Genomic DNA, 17,964 nt, shown 5'->3' with positions numbered 1-17,964 from the left:
TTTTTTATATGCCACGCGTTAATGTTAAAATAGTATTACTCCAAAGCCTGTGTAATAGTTAAGTTTGTTTTACCAATTGTAATAGTCGCCATTATGATACCCCGCGACTTCATAATATGTTTTTCTTTTAAGCAGGTTGAATTGAAAGGTGTTTGCGCATGAAGAAACTTTACTCTTTTTTAGTGTTTTGGTGTTGTGTTTTATTTGCCATTACCGGCAAGGCGCAATATTTGTATCAGCAGATTGATAATAGCAGCGGTCTTTCCAACAGTTGCATCAACACTATTTACCAGGACAGCGAACAACTCATTTGGTTTGGTACCTGGGATGGCCTTAACTTTTACGATGGTAAAAATATTCACGTGTTCAACTATGAACGCACCAGGCCCGGCAAAAATTCAATAGCCAGTAACATCATTTACCAGGTAACCGGCGATAACAGCCGCAATATTTGGATAGGTACTGTTGAAGGCATCTCCAAATTCAACAAAAGCACCGGCGATTTCAGCAATTACTTTTACAATCGCAAAAAGGTGGTATCAAACGGATATACCATTGCGGTTGATAATAATGGGCTTGTGTACACCGCCCGTCGCAATGGTAATGAGATAGACCTGTACAATCAGCAGCTGGATAAGTTCAGCAAGGTTGATATTAAAGGGTTACATAACTTTTTGCTGATAAAGATCTTTTTTGATACGCACAACAATCTGTGGCTCCTGAAGGACGATGGTATTCTTGAGGTTTTTAATAAAACAGCCGCCGGTTTTGTAAAGCAGGTTGAATTTCCATCGATCAATAATATTGATAACGTATTTTTTGTTAACGGGAAGGTATTTTATTCGTCCAAAACCGGCGACTTGTTTAGGGTTGAGGATAATTTCACTGCTCAAAAAATAATGAAGCTGCCTCACGAGGTGCGTTCTATGAGTTATTACCGTCAGCATTATGTTTTTGCCTGGGCATCAAAGGGCATTGGCGAATATGACGCGGATTTTAAACCATGTTCTTTTTTATCGGCCGAAATCCCTGTACTGCAAAATATAAGGATTACTTCATTACAGGATGCCGGTGCCAATTTATTGTGGATAGGTACCGACGGTAACGGGATTTTAAAAGTAACGCCAAAGGAAAATTATTTTGGCATCATTCAAAAGCAGAATAACGGGCAGTCGTTTCACATCCCGGTACGTGCTTTTTGTGCGGTTGATAATGAATTGTGGGTGGGCACTAAAGGCAACGGCATTGTCACTATCAAAAACTTTGGCAAAGGCGACGTGTCTTTTTCTACAATCAAATCCTTTCATACCAATGTCGATCTTTTGGATAATTGCGTGTATTCTATTACCAAAGATAAAACCGGTATGGTTTACATCGGTTCTGATGCGCCGGGCATCACGCTGTATGATCAACGATTAAAAAGATTTATCAAATGGGAAGAAATAGGAGGCAGTCAAAAATATCCTTCATTTGGCTCGGTACATTGTGTGCTGCATGACCAGGACGGATCGGCGTGGCTGGGGTTAAACGAAGGAGGATTAGTTCACCTCAAGCTGGAAATTGATAAGGCGGGCCACGTTTCTTTAAGTTATCTTGAAAAGTTTATCTATGATGGCACTAATGCAGGTCCTGGCAGTTACGTAATTTATAGTCTTGCCGAAGGTAGTAACAACCGGATCTGGATAGGGTGCCGTTATGGTGGCCTGAGCGTGTTTGATAAAAAGCTCAGGAAATTTAAGACTATAAAGGCATTCTCTTATGATAAAAGCCTGTCCAACAATGATGTGCTTTCGCTTTACATGGATAGCCATAAAAAGCTGTGGATAGGTACCAGCTTTGGTTTAAACTGGGTTGATGAAGAACTTGCAGCAAAGCAATTAAAACCGGTATTTAACAAATTGTATATTGATGATGGGCTGCCTAATAACACCGTTCATGCTATTAACGAAGACAATGCAGGTAATATCTGGATTAGTACCAACAAAGGACTGGCCCGGATCAATCCGCAAAGTTTAAAGATTGTACAGTTTAAAGAGTCGGACGGGTTGCAGAGCGATGAGTTTAGCGATAACGCGGTTTGGAAAGATCCTGCCGGGATGTTGTTTTTTGGAGGGATTTACGGGTTTAATTATTTTTTGCCGGGAGGCATTGTCATTAATAATGAACAGCCGCACCTGTTACTGTCTGAGTTGCAGTTTGCAGGCAAGTTTGCAACCGAACGCGGGCTCACCGTGCTTACCAAAAATGGTTCGGCAGTGAACCAGCATTACGAGCTGGCTCCCCAGGATAATTATTTCGAACTCAATATTCAGCCTATAACATACCTGCACCCGCAAAAATGCCAATATGCTTATTTTTTGGAGAACAGCGACAAGGAATGGCATTATATGGGGAATAATGAAAAGATCATTTACAATAATATAGCAGCCGGGAACTACAGGTTATTAATTAAATGGACAAACGGTGAAGGCATCTGGACGGAGGGTATCCCTGCATTCAGTATTACTGTAAAGCAATATTTTTGGCTTACTACATGGGCTTATCTGTTGTATGCGCTTGTGCTGGCAGGTTCCGGCTACCTGTATTTCAGGTACCGTAAAAATAAATTCATGATGAGGCAGCAACTCCATATGGAACATATGCTGCATCAAAAAGATGAAAAATTGCACCAGGAGCAGCTCAATTTTTTTACCAATATAGCCCATGAACTGCAAACGCCGCTAACACTTATTTTAGGATCGCTTGAAAGGTACCTGTATAAAAATAAACAGGATGAACCGATGCAGGATAACTATTTTTTATCAGTGGTAAAACAGGAAGCATCGCGGTTACATTACCTGGTTTTGCAATTGCTGGAGTTTCGCAAGGCTGAATCAGGCTTTTTAAAAAATCATTTTTCATACCTGAATGTTTCCGGGTTACTTAACAATATTGCCAAATTGTTTGAGCCACTTTCTGAACCTAAAAGGCTTGATTTTTCATGTTACATCGAACCCGACATTAGTTTATGGATTGATAAGGACAAGCTTGAAAAAATTATTTTCAACCTGCTGTCCAATGCGTTTAAGCACAGTACCGATGGGCAGTCAGTAATATTTTCTGTAAACAGGCTTGCCGGATCAGATCAATTGGAGATGGTAGTGGCCAACTCGGGCTGTACTTTAACCGGGGATGAAATGCAGCGTCTTTTCGACAGGTTTTTTGTGGCCGATGGAAGTCAGCAAAGCAAGATCAGCTCGGGGGTAGGGCTTGCCTTTACCCGGCAGTTGGTGTCATTGCTCAATGGTACTATTGATGCGCAATGCCATAACGGGTGGATAGCCTTTAAGGTGCACTTGCCGTTAAGCTTTATACCCGGCAAACACGAACTGGTAACCGAGATTGGGGATAAGGTTGAAAAGCCGTCGTATATATTCCAGTCGATAACTCCTGCACAGGCAAAGGACAGGCAGGTTACTGTAGCCGAGAATAATAAAAAGGCACTTGTTAAAAGCTTTGAGCAGGAAGATAAAAAAATGATCCTGGTGGTTGAGGATGAGCAGCGTATCCGTTACCTGCTTAAAGATATTTTGCAGGAGCAGTATATTGTATATGAAGCTGCAACCGGCAAGGAAGCATTGGAGGTGATCAAACGCATTACGCCCGACCTGATCATCAGCGATATCATGATGCCCGATTTTGATGGTCTGCAGCTTTGCGGTGTAATTAAAAGCACGCCCGAATCCTGCCATATTCCATTTGTGATCCTATCGGCAAGGGGAACCGTTGAGCAACAGACCGAAGGCTACGAATTGGGTGCCGATGCTTATATTCCTAAACCTTTCCAAACAGAGCATTTGCTGGTGCGGGTTCAAAAACTGCTTGAATACAGGGAAAAACTGCACCTGTTTTTTAACAACAGCAAACTGGCTAACCAATTGGATATTAATGATATTAAGGATAGCGATAAGCATTTTATAGAGAAGGTTGTAGGTATAATAGAAGATAATCTGTTGGAGGAGCTTGACGGCGCCTTTTTGGAAAACGCATTAAACCTGAGTAAGATTCAGTTGTACAGGAAAATAAAAACGCTCTCCAATATGAGCCCTACAGAGCTGATCAGGCATGTACGGCTGCAAAAAAGTGCCGTACTGCTAACAACATCTGATCTTACAGTATCCGAGGTCTTTTACCGGACAGGCTTCAATAACAAAACCTATTTTTTCAGGGAGTTTAAGCGGGTTTACAATTGCTCACCCAATGCCTATCGCGCAAAGCACAGGTTGCCTGATTTGAATTAACGCCGTCTAATGTGATATAGCTGATTTATACTTTGCCATTCTATGGACAGCAGGCATATTAATTAATGTTCACTTTGTCCAAACCCTGGCCTATGCTGGCTATACTACCGACAGGGTTTACATAAGCGCCTTTTTGTTTATTGTCAAATAACTACAGTATCCTTCATTTTTAGATCATCTGTTCTTTTTACCAAAGTATTTCAAATTCGTCTTCGATAAACACTGCATCAGTGTCACTGCTCTTTTATGGAGATTGACAAGTCGCGATTTTCTTCATAGTTACGATATTTCGTGATTTTACGCTGCTGGGTTGTTTTTAACTGATTGATAATTAGTGTGTTAATTAAATGGCACGGTAGTTAGCTAAAACTGGCAGATCAGTGTTTTACTACAGTAAAGTGTTGATTATGAATTGAGTGCTCCTTCTCAAAATGAATCAATAACCTGATAACACTAAAAACTACACCATGGAAAAGAAAAAAGAACTAACCGCCGGTACTATCATTATTGCAGCAATGGTTTTATTTGCAGCACCTGTTTCGGGCCAAAGTACTGCCTCTGCAAACACGCAGGGCTCTGAAGCTGTTCGCCCGTTTCATGTAAATTTTCCTGATGCCGATCTGGCAGACCTTAAGCAACGCATTAAAGCTACCAGGTGGCCCGACAAAGAAACTGTAGCTGATGAAACGCAGGGTGTGCAATTATCAACCATGCATAAACTCGCCGATTATTGGGCCAACGAATATGACTGGCGCAAGATAGAGGCAAAACTGAACGCCCTGCCTATGTTTATCACTAATATCGATGGCGTAGATATCCACTTTATTCACGTGCGTTCGAAACAAAAAAATGCCCTGCCAGTCATTATTACTCACGGTTGGCCCGGATCTGTTATTGAACAACTGAAAGTTATAGGCCCGCTTACCGATCCTACTGCTTTTGGCGGGAAGGCTGAAGACGCCTTTGATGTAATTATACCTTCTTTACCCGGTCATGGTTTTTCAGGGAAACCCACAGGCACAGGTTGGGACCCGGTTAGGATTGCGCGTGCCTGGGTTACGTTAATGAAAAGACTGGGGTATGCCAAATATGTTGCACAGGGTGGCGATTGGGGGGATGCTGTTACCGAGCAGATGGCATTGATAGCACCGCCTGAATTGCTTGCTATTCATGTTAATATGCCTGCTACTGTTCCCGCTGATATTGCAAAAGCACTAAAATTTGGGGATCCGAAACCATCCAGTCTTTCGGCCGATGAATCACGTGCTTATGATCAGTTAAGCTTCTTTTATGCACATGGTTTGGGTTACGCTATTGAAATGGCCAACCGTCCGCAAACCCTTTATGCATTGGAAGATTCGCCGGTTGGGCTTGCTGCATGGATGCTTGATCACGATGCCGCCAGTCAAATGTTGATTGCCCGTGTTTTTAACGGCCAGTCTGAGGGACTTACGAAAGAAGATATTGTTGATAATATCACTCTTTACTGGCTAACCAAAACCGCCATTTCTTCGGCCAGGCTTTACTGGGAAAATAAGCTTGTTTTCTTTGACCCGAAAGGTATCAAAATCCCTGTTGCGGTAAGTGTATTCCCCGATGAGATCTATGCCGCTCCGGAAAGCTGGACAAAAAAGGCTTATCCTAATCTTCTACATTTTAATAAACTCGAAAAAGGCGGCCACTTTGCAGCATGGGAGCAGCCTAAGGCGCTTAGTGAAGAACTTCGTACTTCGTTTAAGTCCTTGAGATAATTGTTTTTGTATGTCCCATCAGGGTCCTCTGCGAGTTTAAGTTAACCCACGAAATAGTAGTCAAATGGCTGTTGCCAACAGAGTAATCCGCGTGAGTTGAACCCCTCCGGGGTTCAGGAAAGGGGTAACGTGTTATTTCTACAAACCTTTTCCCCTCTGGGGGATTTTTATTATTTAATAAATGGGCATTAATCGGGATCTACCCCAGAACAGGTGCACCAGAGGTGCAAAAGGTTTGTAGCATGAAAAATTATAGAAATATCCTTTGCCCAGAGGGGCAAAACAACACGCCATGCTAATTAAACGGTAACATGTTTTTGTGGATTAACTTAAACTCGCAAAGTACCCTGATGTTTACAAATGCCTTACTTTTTAAGAAGGTTACAAAATTTGATCATGGATTGTTGGCTGATACTCCAATCCGGAGCTTTAATATTGCCCCAGGCTTTAGGATTGTCATACAGATTAAAATAGCAAACGCCAAATACGTGAGGATTGGCATTTATTGTTTTTGCTGCGTCAATAAGCCATTTGTCCTGGAAGCTTTCTGATCCTTTTACACCAAACTCGGTTATAAATAAGGGTTTATCAAGAAATCTCATCCTGAAATATTTTCTGTTGAATATAGTGCTAAAGGCTTCCTGTTTCTCCGGGTCGGTAATGTTTTTATCCGGCAAACCATAAATGGCTATACTGATAAAATCCACGACATCGCTCCCCGGCCAAAAATCAGCAGAACCACGATCGCCGGCAGGTCCCCATACCTTTTTGACATTTTTACCTGGACCTCCATTAAACTGCATAAAATATCTAAAGGCGTTGATATAGGTAACCGGCTCCTGACTTTGCCATGCATACCGGTGTATCGGAATTTCCATCTCATGCATCCATCGCAGGTAAACTGTGGTGTTGGTAGCAGAAATTATGGCAAATAGTTTTTTGATCTGTTCGTTATAGCGCCCCTTTAATATGCTCTCTAAAACGGCAGTGTCGGGTTTGCCGGTTATATCCCGCCAGGGCTCCATGGTTACAATTACCTCGTGGTGGCGACTAATAGCCTCTGTGAATTTTTTCTCAAAATCACCCCGTTCCAGTTCGCCCCAATCGGTAAAAATGTGCTCTACGTTAATTTCCGGTTGGTTAAGCAGGCGTTTGTTTGGGTCAAACACACCGATCTTTAATGAGGTTCGATTGGGTTTTGCCTTAATGCTGTCTGTATAATTGCTTTTGCTATAAATAGTACTGCTGTAGGTTGTAACTAAATTCTTTTGTTCATTTAGCCAACTGTATTGAAAATCCGTTTTGCCCTTATCACTACCCATAATTAACACTGGCTTGCCAATAAATCGCAGGCGGTGCAGCTTGTGCTTTAACATGGCAGCGGTTGTTTGGTCATGCGGGTAAAAGTTAGTAGTGAGTTCAGACCAACTGCCAAGTGTTATGCTCGCATAGTCAACAGTTTTGTTTCCCGGCCAATATTCAGTATCACCAGGATATCCTGAAGGCCCCCAAACAATTTGCACATCTGGAGCGTAGGTTTTTATTTTTCTTGAAAAATAATTGAATGAATTAATATAATCATCAGGAGATTTAAATTGCCATGGGTAAACACCGGCAGGCACTTCCATATCAGGATTCCAGCGAATAAATACTTTGTGGTTGCTTTTAGCTACTATAGCGGCCAATTTATTGAACTGATTATCAAATCGGCCCTTAAGTACTTCCGTTAAAACATTGTTTGCATAATCAGGACCTTTAAGCCAGGTTTCTAAAGTGATCAATACGTCTCCCTTAGTTAACGCTGTTTCTAAATCTCCATAGTTTGACCATAACGCGGTATTTGTTAATACCCCTCGGTAACACGAGATAGGTTTGACAGCTTGGGACTTGTTTAAGTTGGTTGGATCAAATACAGCTAATACCTGCTCGTTGCTACGGTAGTAACTATTCACCAAATAACTCTTAAAAGAAAAACGCATGGTTAGAAGCAGTATAGCTGCGAATAATATGCCCAGGCCTACTGCTATATAAACTTTAGAGGTTGTCTTTTTCACTTAACAATTAATTTTGAAGAGGTGTATTTAAAGTGGTATAGTCGTCGGTCATGTTATTACCTTTGGCAGCAACGAGATATATTCTGTACCTGTCGTCGTTTTGTGGGATTATAACATTTATACTCGGTCCGTCCCCTAACTTTTTCATGTCGGTAGCATTGCCCCAGTTGTCTGTTTTGATCAGGTACCATTCAAATTTCAAGTCGTTTTTTAAATAACCCGCTATATTCCATTTGTTATATGAATAAATGAGGGCGTTGTAAGTCAACGAGGAGCCGGGAGTGGTTGTTAATGCCGGTTTTAATATTTTAACATGAGGCAAATCATAGTCGGTCACATTGCCGTGCCAGCGTTTGCTTATATTATACAGGTAGGGTTTATTTCGGCCCCATATGTCTTTTAAACCGTCAAGTGTAATAGCTACGCCGCTTTGTTGATCCTGCCAATTGGCATAAAAAGCCCCGCCGGAAGGTTCTTTGCCCGCAAGGGCCGTAGGATCGGCGCTGCTAAAGAAAAAAGGAACTTTAAGATCTGCTTTAACAAATTTTAATGCGTGCTTATTACTAATGATCAATCCAAACGCGTCGATTTGGGGTATCTGCTCATGTAATAAGCTCATAGTTGCGCCAAGTGACGACGACGAGAACAGATCGACTGTTAATGGCCTGGTTGGGTCAGCCTGTTTGATTGCCTTTACCAAAGGTTTTAAAAAACTAATATAATGCTGTTGAGCCTGCCGCAGTTGTGCCCCTTTATAATATTGAGCCAGTTGCTGATAGCTATTGTTGCCCAGGTTCCAGGCACTAATTTGAGGATTTGATTTGTTTTTGTTTACGATTTTAAGAATAACGGCAGTTTGCTCTTTTAAGTAGCTGGTATCATTTAGAAAGTTTGGCGGGTCCGGCATCCAGAAACTATAGTGTATTTTTAAGTTCTTTTTATCCGCAGCTTCAAAAATGGAGCGGTCATAGATATTAGGCCCGTATATTTTGATAGTATTTACTCCCGCTTGGCTCATGTCATCAAAGTCGTTGATGATGATCTTTTTTGTGAGCGGAGTTATGTTTTTGTACCAGTGGTTTCCTTTAGAATAGATCACACCTTTAACAGATGTGAAAAATGAAGGGTTTGCCAATATTTGTTCCTGAGCTTTTACCTCATCTTCCACATTGGTTACAGTATCGGTTAGAAGATCTTTTTGAGCAGTATGATAAGATATTAAAGAAGGGCCTTTAACCACGCTGGCCGAATCTTCATCTGAATTTCGCGAGGCGTATATGCTTAAACAGACTGCTAATACTGTAAGAATCAGGCTCAATTTCCTTACACCGCCGTATATTCTTCGTCGCAACAACCAAAAATGTTTTTTGGCATTCTGCACTTGCGAAACCATACTAAATAATGTAGCGTGCTTACCCACGTATCCCTGGAACTTTAGCTCCGAACTTGCTATTAGCATAAAGATCATGAACAAGCAATTGAGGCTGACTATCCCGGCCATGAAAAGCGTAAACGGACTCCAGTCGTCATTAAGGCCGTACGCAATAGCGGCAATGGAAACTGCTAATACTACGATATTAGGAAGGTTGTATCTTAAGTTTTTTTCATCCTTAACATCCTTGGGGGTTGCAATATAAGGTACATCCTTTCTGATGAGGGTGTAAATAAATCCCAAGATAAATACCCACCAGGTACCAATAAGCAATAATCCCCCAACTACGTGAAATCCCCGCTCATTGTCTTCCATTACCCATTGCTGCACAAAATGTCTGATCAGGATAACTGCGGTTATAAAAGGGGCGCTAATAACCAAAAAATCCGAAAAATCCATCCTTAACGGAAACACATCCATAAAAAGGGATATTACAGGAATCAGGAAATTAATAAGAAATACAAAACCTGACAAGTAAAACAATGGTAAAAGACCATAGTGGAGCTTTTGCCGCCAGGTAAATTTTTTAAATAGCTGAACATAGGAAGTAACCAGGAGCTCAAAAACCCCTCTCGACCATTTTAATTGCTGCTTATAATAGGCAGATAGAGTAGCCGGAACGAGCCCCCTTGTCAATACTGCCGGGACATAAATGGATTTCCATTTGTGTGCATGCAGCTGCATTGCTGTATGCATATCTTCTGCGAGCCCGGCGGCGTGGCCGCCAATCGACTCTAATGCCGTGCGCCTGAAAGTACAATTGGCACCTATGGCCTGAACGGTTCCATAGCTGTTCATGCACATCATCATGGGCCCGTAAAACTGGTAGGTTTGTTGTGCCGCGCCTTTAGCTATCCATCCGATTCGCTGGTTATAGTAAGCTTGTACTATTTGCACATAACCAATTTCTGGATTGTCGAAATGTGCGACTATCGGATCAAGAAAATCGGGTGTCGGTACGTGATCCGGGTCAAGGATAACGCACAGTTCTCCGGATGACTGAGCCAATGCATTGTTGATGTTGCCGGCTTTTGCATTTATCTTTTTAGTTCGCGTAATATGGTGAACTCCCAGTTCCTGACACACTGACTTTAAATACGGATCATTGGCTTCGTCACATAGGTATGCCTGATGCGGATAATGTATAGCCTGAATAGCGGTAAGCGTTTCAACAATCATTTCATATGGCTCACCTGCGCAAAAAGTAGTAAATATATCTACCGTATATTGTTTTGTTAGTGGCGGGGTAGTGGGAACGCTTATTGACCAGTAATGGTACCACTCATATAATATTTTGAAAAACGTGTATATAAAGGTCGACATTAACAGCCAGTAAAGCGGCTTATAACCAATAACCGATTTTTTGAACAGGCTGTATGTGAAAAAAAGCATGCAGAACACGCCGATGAGAATCATCAACCTTAAATAAAGCAGCTGTAATTTGCTGGGCGGTTTAATTAAATTGTTCTTCATGGATTTTTTAATACATAAAAAGGTGTATTGGAAGTGGCAAAAACTCCCTTTTGATTATACACATAAACCAATATCCGATAAGGCCCTTCTTTGCCGGGTACCTTAAAGCTTAAATCGGATCCATGTTGCCTGATGATTAAATTCTCTATTTCTTTCGGTTTTTTTTCATTAAAAGTGCCGTTGGGTTTAAACCAGTCCTCATGAAATATTTTCCATTTAAATGTTAAGCCGGCTGTATCAGTGCTTTCAAAATATACTTTGCTGTTAACGGTTATGGCAGGTTGAAATAAAATATTGTCCCTTGCGCCCTTTCCATCTAACAGCATGTATTTTAGTGCAGGGGCGTCGCTTGTTGTTTTCTTCCCGGTCCAGATGTACCGCATAACCTGAACGGCTTCGGTTTCGGCACCGTTTTCGTCAAACATACTGAACCACGTAGGTGTCAGTTCCTGTTTCTGTCCCCAATAAAATACCATCGATCCCAAAAATCCCGGATCATTTGCCGGCATATACTTTTGGTAATTAGTAAGGTATTCTTCTGCCTTTTTTGTACTTGTACTTTCAATATAAGCTCCCCATGCATTTCGGTTTTCTGCAAGCCAGGGACCTTCGATACCCCATTCTGTAATTAAGAATGGTCCACTCCAAAACCACTTGAAATTTTTGAGATCATCTTTCAATGTTTGAATAGAACCGAAAATATTGAATGATATAAAGTCGATTTTTGTACGCAGCCTGATATTGAAGATATTTTTCTTTTGGAAGCTCATAATTGTCGTCGTCACCGGATGATTAGGATCCTTCTCGTGAATCATATCGACGATACCATTGAACGTTGCATAAAATCGGTTGTACTTTGGTTTATTAGGAAATGCAAGTTCGTTACCCAGGCACCAACTCAATAACGCCGGGTGATTTTTGAACCGCTCAACTATACCGGCAATTTTAGCTGCATAAACATTAGCCTTAGGGGTATTATAAAAATCTTCAAGACTTTCGCTTGAGGGCATTGGCAAACCCACTACTACTGCTAAATGATTGGCTTGAGCCGAGTCCAGGACGCTGCCTAAGTTTAATGTGTCCCAAACTCTTATAGTATTGCCTCCTGCCGCTGCCAATTGTTTCAGGTTTGTAGAGCCCGAAGCCCCTTTGATGAAAAACGGTTTTCCATTACGGTACAATTTATACTTCCCATTTATATTTTGAATGCAAACTGTAATTTTTTTAGGATTAACCTGCTGTGGTTGGTAACACGATGAAAGTAAAAAGCAAAATATGGAAAGGTTAAGGATTTGCGTAAATAATGTAGATTTCATAAATGATAGTTCGGCAGCACTTGAAAAACGGATAAAAACTCCGTGTTTTGTTTATTTAAGCCGTAATGCGGTCCCTGGGCTGCATTAGTTTTTTTATATTTAAATCATATAAAATTTCAGTGAACTTTGTATACGTTGAATATCGACAATAGTTGGATTATTATTAAGAGAATAGGGATGTTTTAGCCAATTAAATTCAAAGCTATAAAAAAATACGTTACATCCGCGAAGACCCTGATAGCTGATATATTCGGTAACGCGCCTGAATCTTTGTCAGACTACAATAAGGAGATTTGAAGCTTTTTGTAACCCGCGAAGGCTATTTGAACACCAGGTAAAACACAGCCTCCGCTGCCTTGAGATAGATACTTTACTTGATTATGCAGAAAGAATCTAAATCTCAAGCCTTTGTTTAGCATAAAATTGTGACGCCTGCCGGGATATTAAAAAATGGGAAATATCCCGGCAAATACCTATTAAATTTATTTGAAAGAACGAAAATCCGTTGCTGCCTGATTTAACTGAGCAACGCTGTTGGTTTGCGGGCCATTGTGTATGATGATCCGATACCTGAATGTTACCGATTCACCTTTCTTTAACATAAGGTTTTTTTCTGATTTGCCGTTGGTGAAAATTTTTTCGCCCAGTGGATTAGCCGCAAACAGACCATAACCGCGGGCATGCCAAAAAGTAGGGTAGTTAGGGTTCTGCGGATGATCAATAATAGCAACGCTTACCGAATCGGCCCCTATTTTACCATATACTTTGCACCAAACTCCGCGGGTACTCCAGGCATCGTTACCTGTTTTGCCTTCACTGGTAAGGTAGGTGCCGTTGGCTACTTTATCGGTGCCGCCTTTTACTATTGTTACATTGCCTTTATCATCGGTAAATTTCTGATCGGCAGGGTCGGGGATTTGCAGCTCGTGGGCCAGGCGCAGGCCAAGCATCCCATCTTTGGCATCTTTAAAAAGAGCATCCTTATCTGCGGTAAGTGTAGTTACACGATCAATGATTCGTTCCTGAGCGTTGCCGCTAAATTCAAAACGGGTTTGCTCTTCCAGTATTACCTGTTTTTGCTGATCCGTCCAGTTAGCATGGTAGGCCAGTACTCCTTTTTTGCCATCCTTCATCTCCAAAATTTTATCCGTTCGGATCCATCCATAGCCGCTCTTTTTAGCGGCAGGTATGGCATAGGAGTTATTCCAGAAATCAAGTCCGTTCAGGTTTTCAAAATTAAACCAAAGGCCAATATGGTGCGGATGATCGGTAGGATCGCCCGGGCGCGGAGCCAGTGGAAAGCCGCGGGTTACCAGCGCGCCGTTTGCCGACCGCAAAGGGTATAGCACTGGTTTTTCCAAAGTATCTGGAAACAGGAAAGTGGTAAAAGGTTTGCCACCTATCAGTATATCTATTTTATTTTCTGCTGATTTGACCAATTTTACCGGCTCGGCCTGTTGAGCATGTATTGTCATAGCAAATAAGGTGTTAGCGGCAAAAATACAAGCCCAATTTTTTAATATTTTCATGTATGGGTGATGTTTGTTGATTAGTGTATGAGATTAATTATATAAGGAGGGGGGAATGTGCAATTCCACTCTTAATGGCTATCGCATGGACACATCTTTAAAGAAATGTCATTTCGATAGAGCAGCGGCGGACTGAGTGGTGGAGCGAAAGAGAAATCTTCTACATCAGGCTCTACAACTATACCTGTAAAAACAGGGCGTAGAAGATTTCTCCTCGGCTCAACGCACAAATCCCACCCTTGGCTCGTCGAAATGACATTTTTCTATCAATAATAAGATTAAAAGATGTGTTCACACGACAGATCTCAAAGGGGGATTTTTATTATTTAGCCTTAATATTTAAACACTTTCCCGTTAGCCATTACCTCCTGGGTTGCCTCATCAAAAGTAGCTTTATAGCCCGTATGCACAGCTGCATTGGTCATAATATTGGCTATGGAGTGGCTGTAACCGGCTTCGACAGGTGCATTGGGCTGTTTACGGCTGCGCACGCATTCCATCCAGTTGCGAACGTGGTTTGACGTTAATATATCGCCGCCGGTGTTAGCCGATGCTACTACCTTTTCGGTGTTGGCAAGGCTAATCTCAGGCAGCAGGTTGGCTTTCATATGCATGGCATCGGCCATTTTTTGGGTAAGTCCGCCGGTGGGGGATACCGTGTTGGTAATGAGATTAAGCTCGCCACCGTTTGAGTAGTAAATTTCCGCCGGGTGCTCATCGCCATTATGCATCCGCGAGCCAAAGGTAACCTGAAAGCCGGTAGTTGGATCATTAAGCGGACCGTAATCAAATGCAGCCAATATAGTATCCCAATTGCGACGTCCGTCTTTCCACATATAAATACCGCCATTGGCAACCACGCTGCGCGGGTGCTTTAAGCCGGTAAACCAGTGTACAGTATCAATCTGATGGCTCATCCACTGCCCGGCCAAGCCTGATGAATATGGCCAAAACAAGCGAAACTCCAGATATTTACGCGGATCAAATTCCTCATAAGGGCGGTTCATGATAAAACGCTTCCAATCGGTGTCCTGCTCCTTCAATTGGCTTAACAGTTCGGGCCTGCGCCAGCGGCCGGGCTGGTTCACGTTCCAGGTAAGCTCAACCATCGTAATTGGGCCAAATTTTCCGGAGCTGATAAATTCATTGGCGGCATGATAGTTAGCGCCACTTCTGCGCTGCGACCCAATTTGCACAATCTTGCCTGTTTCCTTTACCGCCTTTAACGCAGCCCGGTTATCTTCCATGGTTTCGGCAAAAGGTTTTTCTACATAGGCATCACAGCCTGCCTTTACTGCTTCAATGGTATGCCTTGCGTGCTGAAAATCAGCGGTGCTTACAAATACGGCATCAACCGTTTTGCTGTCATACAATTCTTCATTATTGCGGTAAGCCTTTACGTCATGCTGCATTTTATCTTTCCATAGGGCAGCACCTTCCTCACGCCGTTTATTCCAGATATCAGATACGGCTACAACTTCAAAATTGAGTTCCTTATAATGGTTCATGAAGCTGGGCACGTGCGAGCTTTTGTGCCTGTCTGAAAAGCCGATTACGCCAACCCTGACCCGGTCATTGGCCCCAATGATGCGTTTATAACTTTGGGCGCTCCAGCTTTTGGGCGTAAGCATAATCCCGGCCCCGGCCATTGCTGCCTGTTTAATAAAGGTACGGCGTGATTTTTCCATATGGTATAGTTTGGTTTGCAGGTTATTTTTCATCAAAAACGCAGGTGCCATTAGGGGTTGATGCCTGTGCTTTTTGTTGATTTAAAGGTAAACTGGTTAAATGCCTGCGCTTATGCGCGGCTAAACCAAATATCGAGGAATTGAACTAAAAAGCAATAGTGTTTTTAACTGTTAATGTAACAATAATACTGTCTTGAGAAGCTGAAAGTAAAATGCATAAAGCAAAATGTTATTAAATCTCTTTTAAGAGACCTGATAAAAACTTACATGATAGCACGATTTGCTCCGCCATCTACCTGTATTGTTGTCCCGCTGATATAGGCTGCCTGGGCGGATGAAAGAAATGCTACCAGTGCTGCAAATTCTTCAGGCTTGCCGATACGTCCAAGCGGGATGCTCTTTGTTTTTTCTTTGATTGCTTCCTCCGGATCTACGTTTTGAGGTAGCGTGTGTTTGATCCGGTCGGTTAAAATAAGGCCCGGTGCTATATTATTGACTGTAATTTCATAAGGGCCTAATTCATCGGCCAGCATTTTCGCCATGCCTACTACACCCATGCGCATGGCGGTAGATAGCACAGAGTTGGCCAATACAGACTTTACTGAGCCACTAATAATGTTGATTATCCGGCCGCAGCCGGCCGTTTTCATAAAAGGTAAAACCAACCTGGATGTCCTGACGAAACTAAGCATATTTTGCTCATAGGCCTGCTGCCACTGGACATCGTCAAAACTCTCAAACTTGGCAAATGGAGGCCCGCCTGCATTGTTGACAAGGATATCTATCCTGCCGTAAACGCCGCCCGCCTGGTTAATAAATGAAGTCAATTGTCCACTGTCGGTAACATCCACCGGAAAGCTGATCACCTCATTGCCGGTTTGTGTCCGGATCTCATCTGCGGCCGAATTCAATTCGGTTATATTACGGGAGCCGATGATGACTTTAGCCCCTTCTGCAGATAAAGCCAAAGCCGATGCCTTCCCCAATCCTTTACTTGCCGCCAATACAACGGCTACCTTTTGATCTAATCCTAAATTCATAAGCAAATTTTCTTAAACGTAAATCTCCTGAATTTTTGGATATCCCGCAGCGATAAAATCTGATGAAATGGGAGAAGTAATAGCAGAGCAAATGCAGACTTACGAAGTTTCTGAAACTTCGTAAGTCTGGTTTCTGCCTAATGCTGTGGATCAGAACGAATACCTAACTCTCTTTAGGATTAGGCTCTCCTTTACCGGTGGTGATCAGTTTGTACAAACTACCGGTAATATAACCTGTCCAGGCGTTTGAACAAACCTCGTAACATTCATGCTGCGGAACTAAACCCTGATGGGTAAAACGGATTTGCGTTTTGCCGTTCTGCCCGGAAATTTCAAAAACTACTTTGGTGCCTTTCCATTCGGTTTGGTCTTCGGTAAAGCTGAAATAATTATCCAGCACAAGCCAAACCACTTTTTGGTTGGGGATAACTTCTATTAACTTCATGCTGCAGCGATGAAGGTCGCGGGCTTTATAGGTGAACTCATCGTTAAGTTGTTCTGTACCGCCTTTAACTTCTTCCGACCACCATCCACGGACATTATTGATGGCGTCAAAGGCTTCTTTTGGCGATTTGTCTACCGTTATGGTTACCGTTAAATCCTGATCTTTCATTTCTTATTCATTTTATCGTTCATTAAAACCCCCAGTTTGTCCAATTTATCGCCCCAGAACTTATCATAATAGGCTAACCATTCATTAAGTTCTTTAAAGCCGTCCTGTTTTAAAACACAATGCCTTTCCCTGCCGATATCCTGGATGGAGATAAAGCCGGCGTTGTAAAGTACTTTAATATGCTTTGAAACGGCCGGGCGGCTCATATCAAAGTTTTCGGCCAGTGCATTAATTGTGCTACTATCTTTTGAAAGCAGGTGCAGTATCTGCCTCCTGCTCGGATCGGCAATTACCTGGAATACATCAAGCCTGGGCTGTTCCATCTTTTTCTGTATTTATAACCTGCAGCATTTTGGTAATGAGTACCAACCAGCCCTTTTCCATCGAGCTAAACATCAACGGATTTACAGAGTCTGCAAAATCACGGTGGACCAGTAAAAGCTCGGTGCCGTTGTCTTTTTCAGTCAGCATCCAGTTTACTGTCGAATTGCTCAATTCACCATTACCCGGCCCGAATTTCCATGAATAGGAGAGTTTTTCAAATGGCACCACTTCCAGGATCTTGCAATAAAAGATTCCGTCGAAATCCATTTCCGGCATTGGTTTAGCCCTTAGTTGAAATTCATGGCCAGGTATAGGCTTCAGATTGCCGGGCATGAGCCATTGTGTTATCAATTCCTGATTGGTAAGAAATTCCCAAACCACTTCGGGAGGGTGAGGGTAAAATAATTGGTGTTGAATGATTTTTGCCATGATAGGTAACTTTTAAGTTACTCAAATGTATGTGT

At 42.2% G+C, this 17,964-nt stretch carries 11 protein-coding genes; 2 read left to right on the top strand and 9 right to left on the bottom strand.

The genetic code is table 11. The features are described 5' to 3' along the window. Window positions 1–158 precede the first annotated feature (158 nt). Complete coding sequence (locus AC59JO_RS23950; protein WP_497308521.1) at window positions 159–4,280, top strand: hybrid sensor histidine kinase/response regulator transcription factor; 4,122 nt, start codon at window positions 159–161, stop codon at window positions 4,278–4,280. 467 nt (window positions 4,281–4,747) lie between these two features. Beyond that, window positions 4,748–6,031 carry an epoxide hydrolase family protein gene (locus AC59JO_RS23945; protein ID WP_497308519.1) on the top strand — a complete coding sequence of 428 codons (1,284 nt, stop codon included), beginning with the start codon at window positions 4,748–4,750 and terminating at the stop codon, window positions 6,029–6,031. A 365-nt stretch (window positions 6,032–6,396) separates the two neighbouring features. Here the strand turns inward: AC59JO_RS23945 and AC59JO_RS23940 are convergent, their stop codons facing one another. The 9 genes from AC59JO_RS23940 to AC59JO_RS23900 all read right to left on the bottom strand — a co-directional run bounded on the left by AC59JO_RS23940 (window position 6,397) and on the right by AC59JO_RS23900 (window position 17,929). Further along, entirely contained in the window at window positions 6,397–8,085 is a 1,689-nt protein-coding gene (locus AC59JO_RS23940; RefSeq protein ID WP_497308517.1) for a glycoside hydrolase family 26 protein, read from the bottom strand. A 7-nt stretch (window positions 8,086–8,092) separates the two neighbouring features. After that, the gene (locus AC59JO_RS23935; RefSeq protein ID WP_497308515.1) at window positions 8,093–10,990 is read right to left on the bottom strand and encodes a glycosyltransferase family 2 protein; all 2,898 of its coding nucleotides are present in this window, start codon (window positions 10,988–10,990) and stop codon (window positions 8,093–8,095) included. Then, on the bottom strand, window positions 10,987–12,306 hold the full coding sequence (locus AC59JO_RS23930) for a glycoside hydrolase family 2 TIM barrel-domain containing protein (RefSeq protein WP_413666924.1): 1,320 nt from the start codon (window positions 12,304–12,306) through the stop codon (window positions 10,987–10,989). The genes AC59JO_RS23935 and AC59JO_RS23930 overlap by 4 nt, the downstream gene beginning before the upstream one ends. A gap of 482 nt (window positions 12,307–12,788) precedes the next feature. Continuing rightward, a complete protein-coding gene (locus tag AC59JO_RS23925; RefSeq protein ID WP_413666925.1) occupies window positions 12,789–13,835 on the bottom strand; it encodes a DUF6807 domain-containing protein in 1,047 nt (348 codons plus the stop codon). 332 nt (window positions 13,836–14,167) lie between these two features. Further along, on the bottom strand, window positions 14,168–15,523 hold the full coding sequence (locus AC59JO_RS23920; protein WP_497308665.1) for a Gfo/Idh/MocA family protein: 1,356 nt from the start codon (window positions 15,521–15,523) through the stop codon (window positions 14,168–14,170). Between the two features lie 263 nt (window positions 15,524–15,786). Continuing rightward, complete coding sequence (locus AC59JO_RS23915; RefSeq protein WP_413666926.1) at window positions 15,787–16,563, bottom strand: SDR family oxidoreductase; 777 nt, start codon at window positions 16,561–16,563, stop codon at window positions 15,787–15,789. Between the two features lie 163 nt (window positions 16,564–16,726). Beyond that, the gene (locus AC59JO_RS23910; RefSeq protein WP_497308512.1) at window positions 16,727–17,176 is read right to left on the bottom strand and encodes an SRPBCC family protein; all 450 of its coding nucleotides are present in this window, start codon (window positions 17,174–17,176) and stop codon (window positions 16,727–16,729) included. Further along, the gene (locus AC59JO_RS23905) at window positions 17,173–17,499 is read right to left on the bottom strand and encodes an ArsR/SmtB family transcription factor (RefSeq protein ID WP_413666928.1); all 327 of its coding nucleotides are present in this window, start codon (window positions 17,497–17,499) and stop codon (window positions 17,173–17,175) included. Before AC59JO_RS23905 ends, AC59JO_RS23910 begins: the two co-directional genes overlap by 4 nt. Continuing rightward, complete coding sequence (locus AC59JO_RS23900; RefSeq protein ID WP_497308510.1) at window positions 17,480–17,929, bottom strand: SRPBCC family protein; 450 nt, start codon at window positions 17,927–17,929, stop codon at window positions 17,480–17,482. Before AC59JO_RS23900 ends, AC59JO_RS23905 begins: the two co-directional genes overlap by 20 nt. Window positions 17,930–17,964: the final 35 nt, after the last annotated feature.

The organism is Mucilaginibacter sp. A5337, from assembly GCF_059690695.1.
This window is presented reverse-complemented; position numbering and strand designations above follow the sequence as displayed.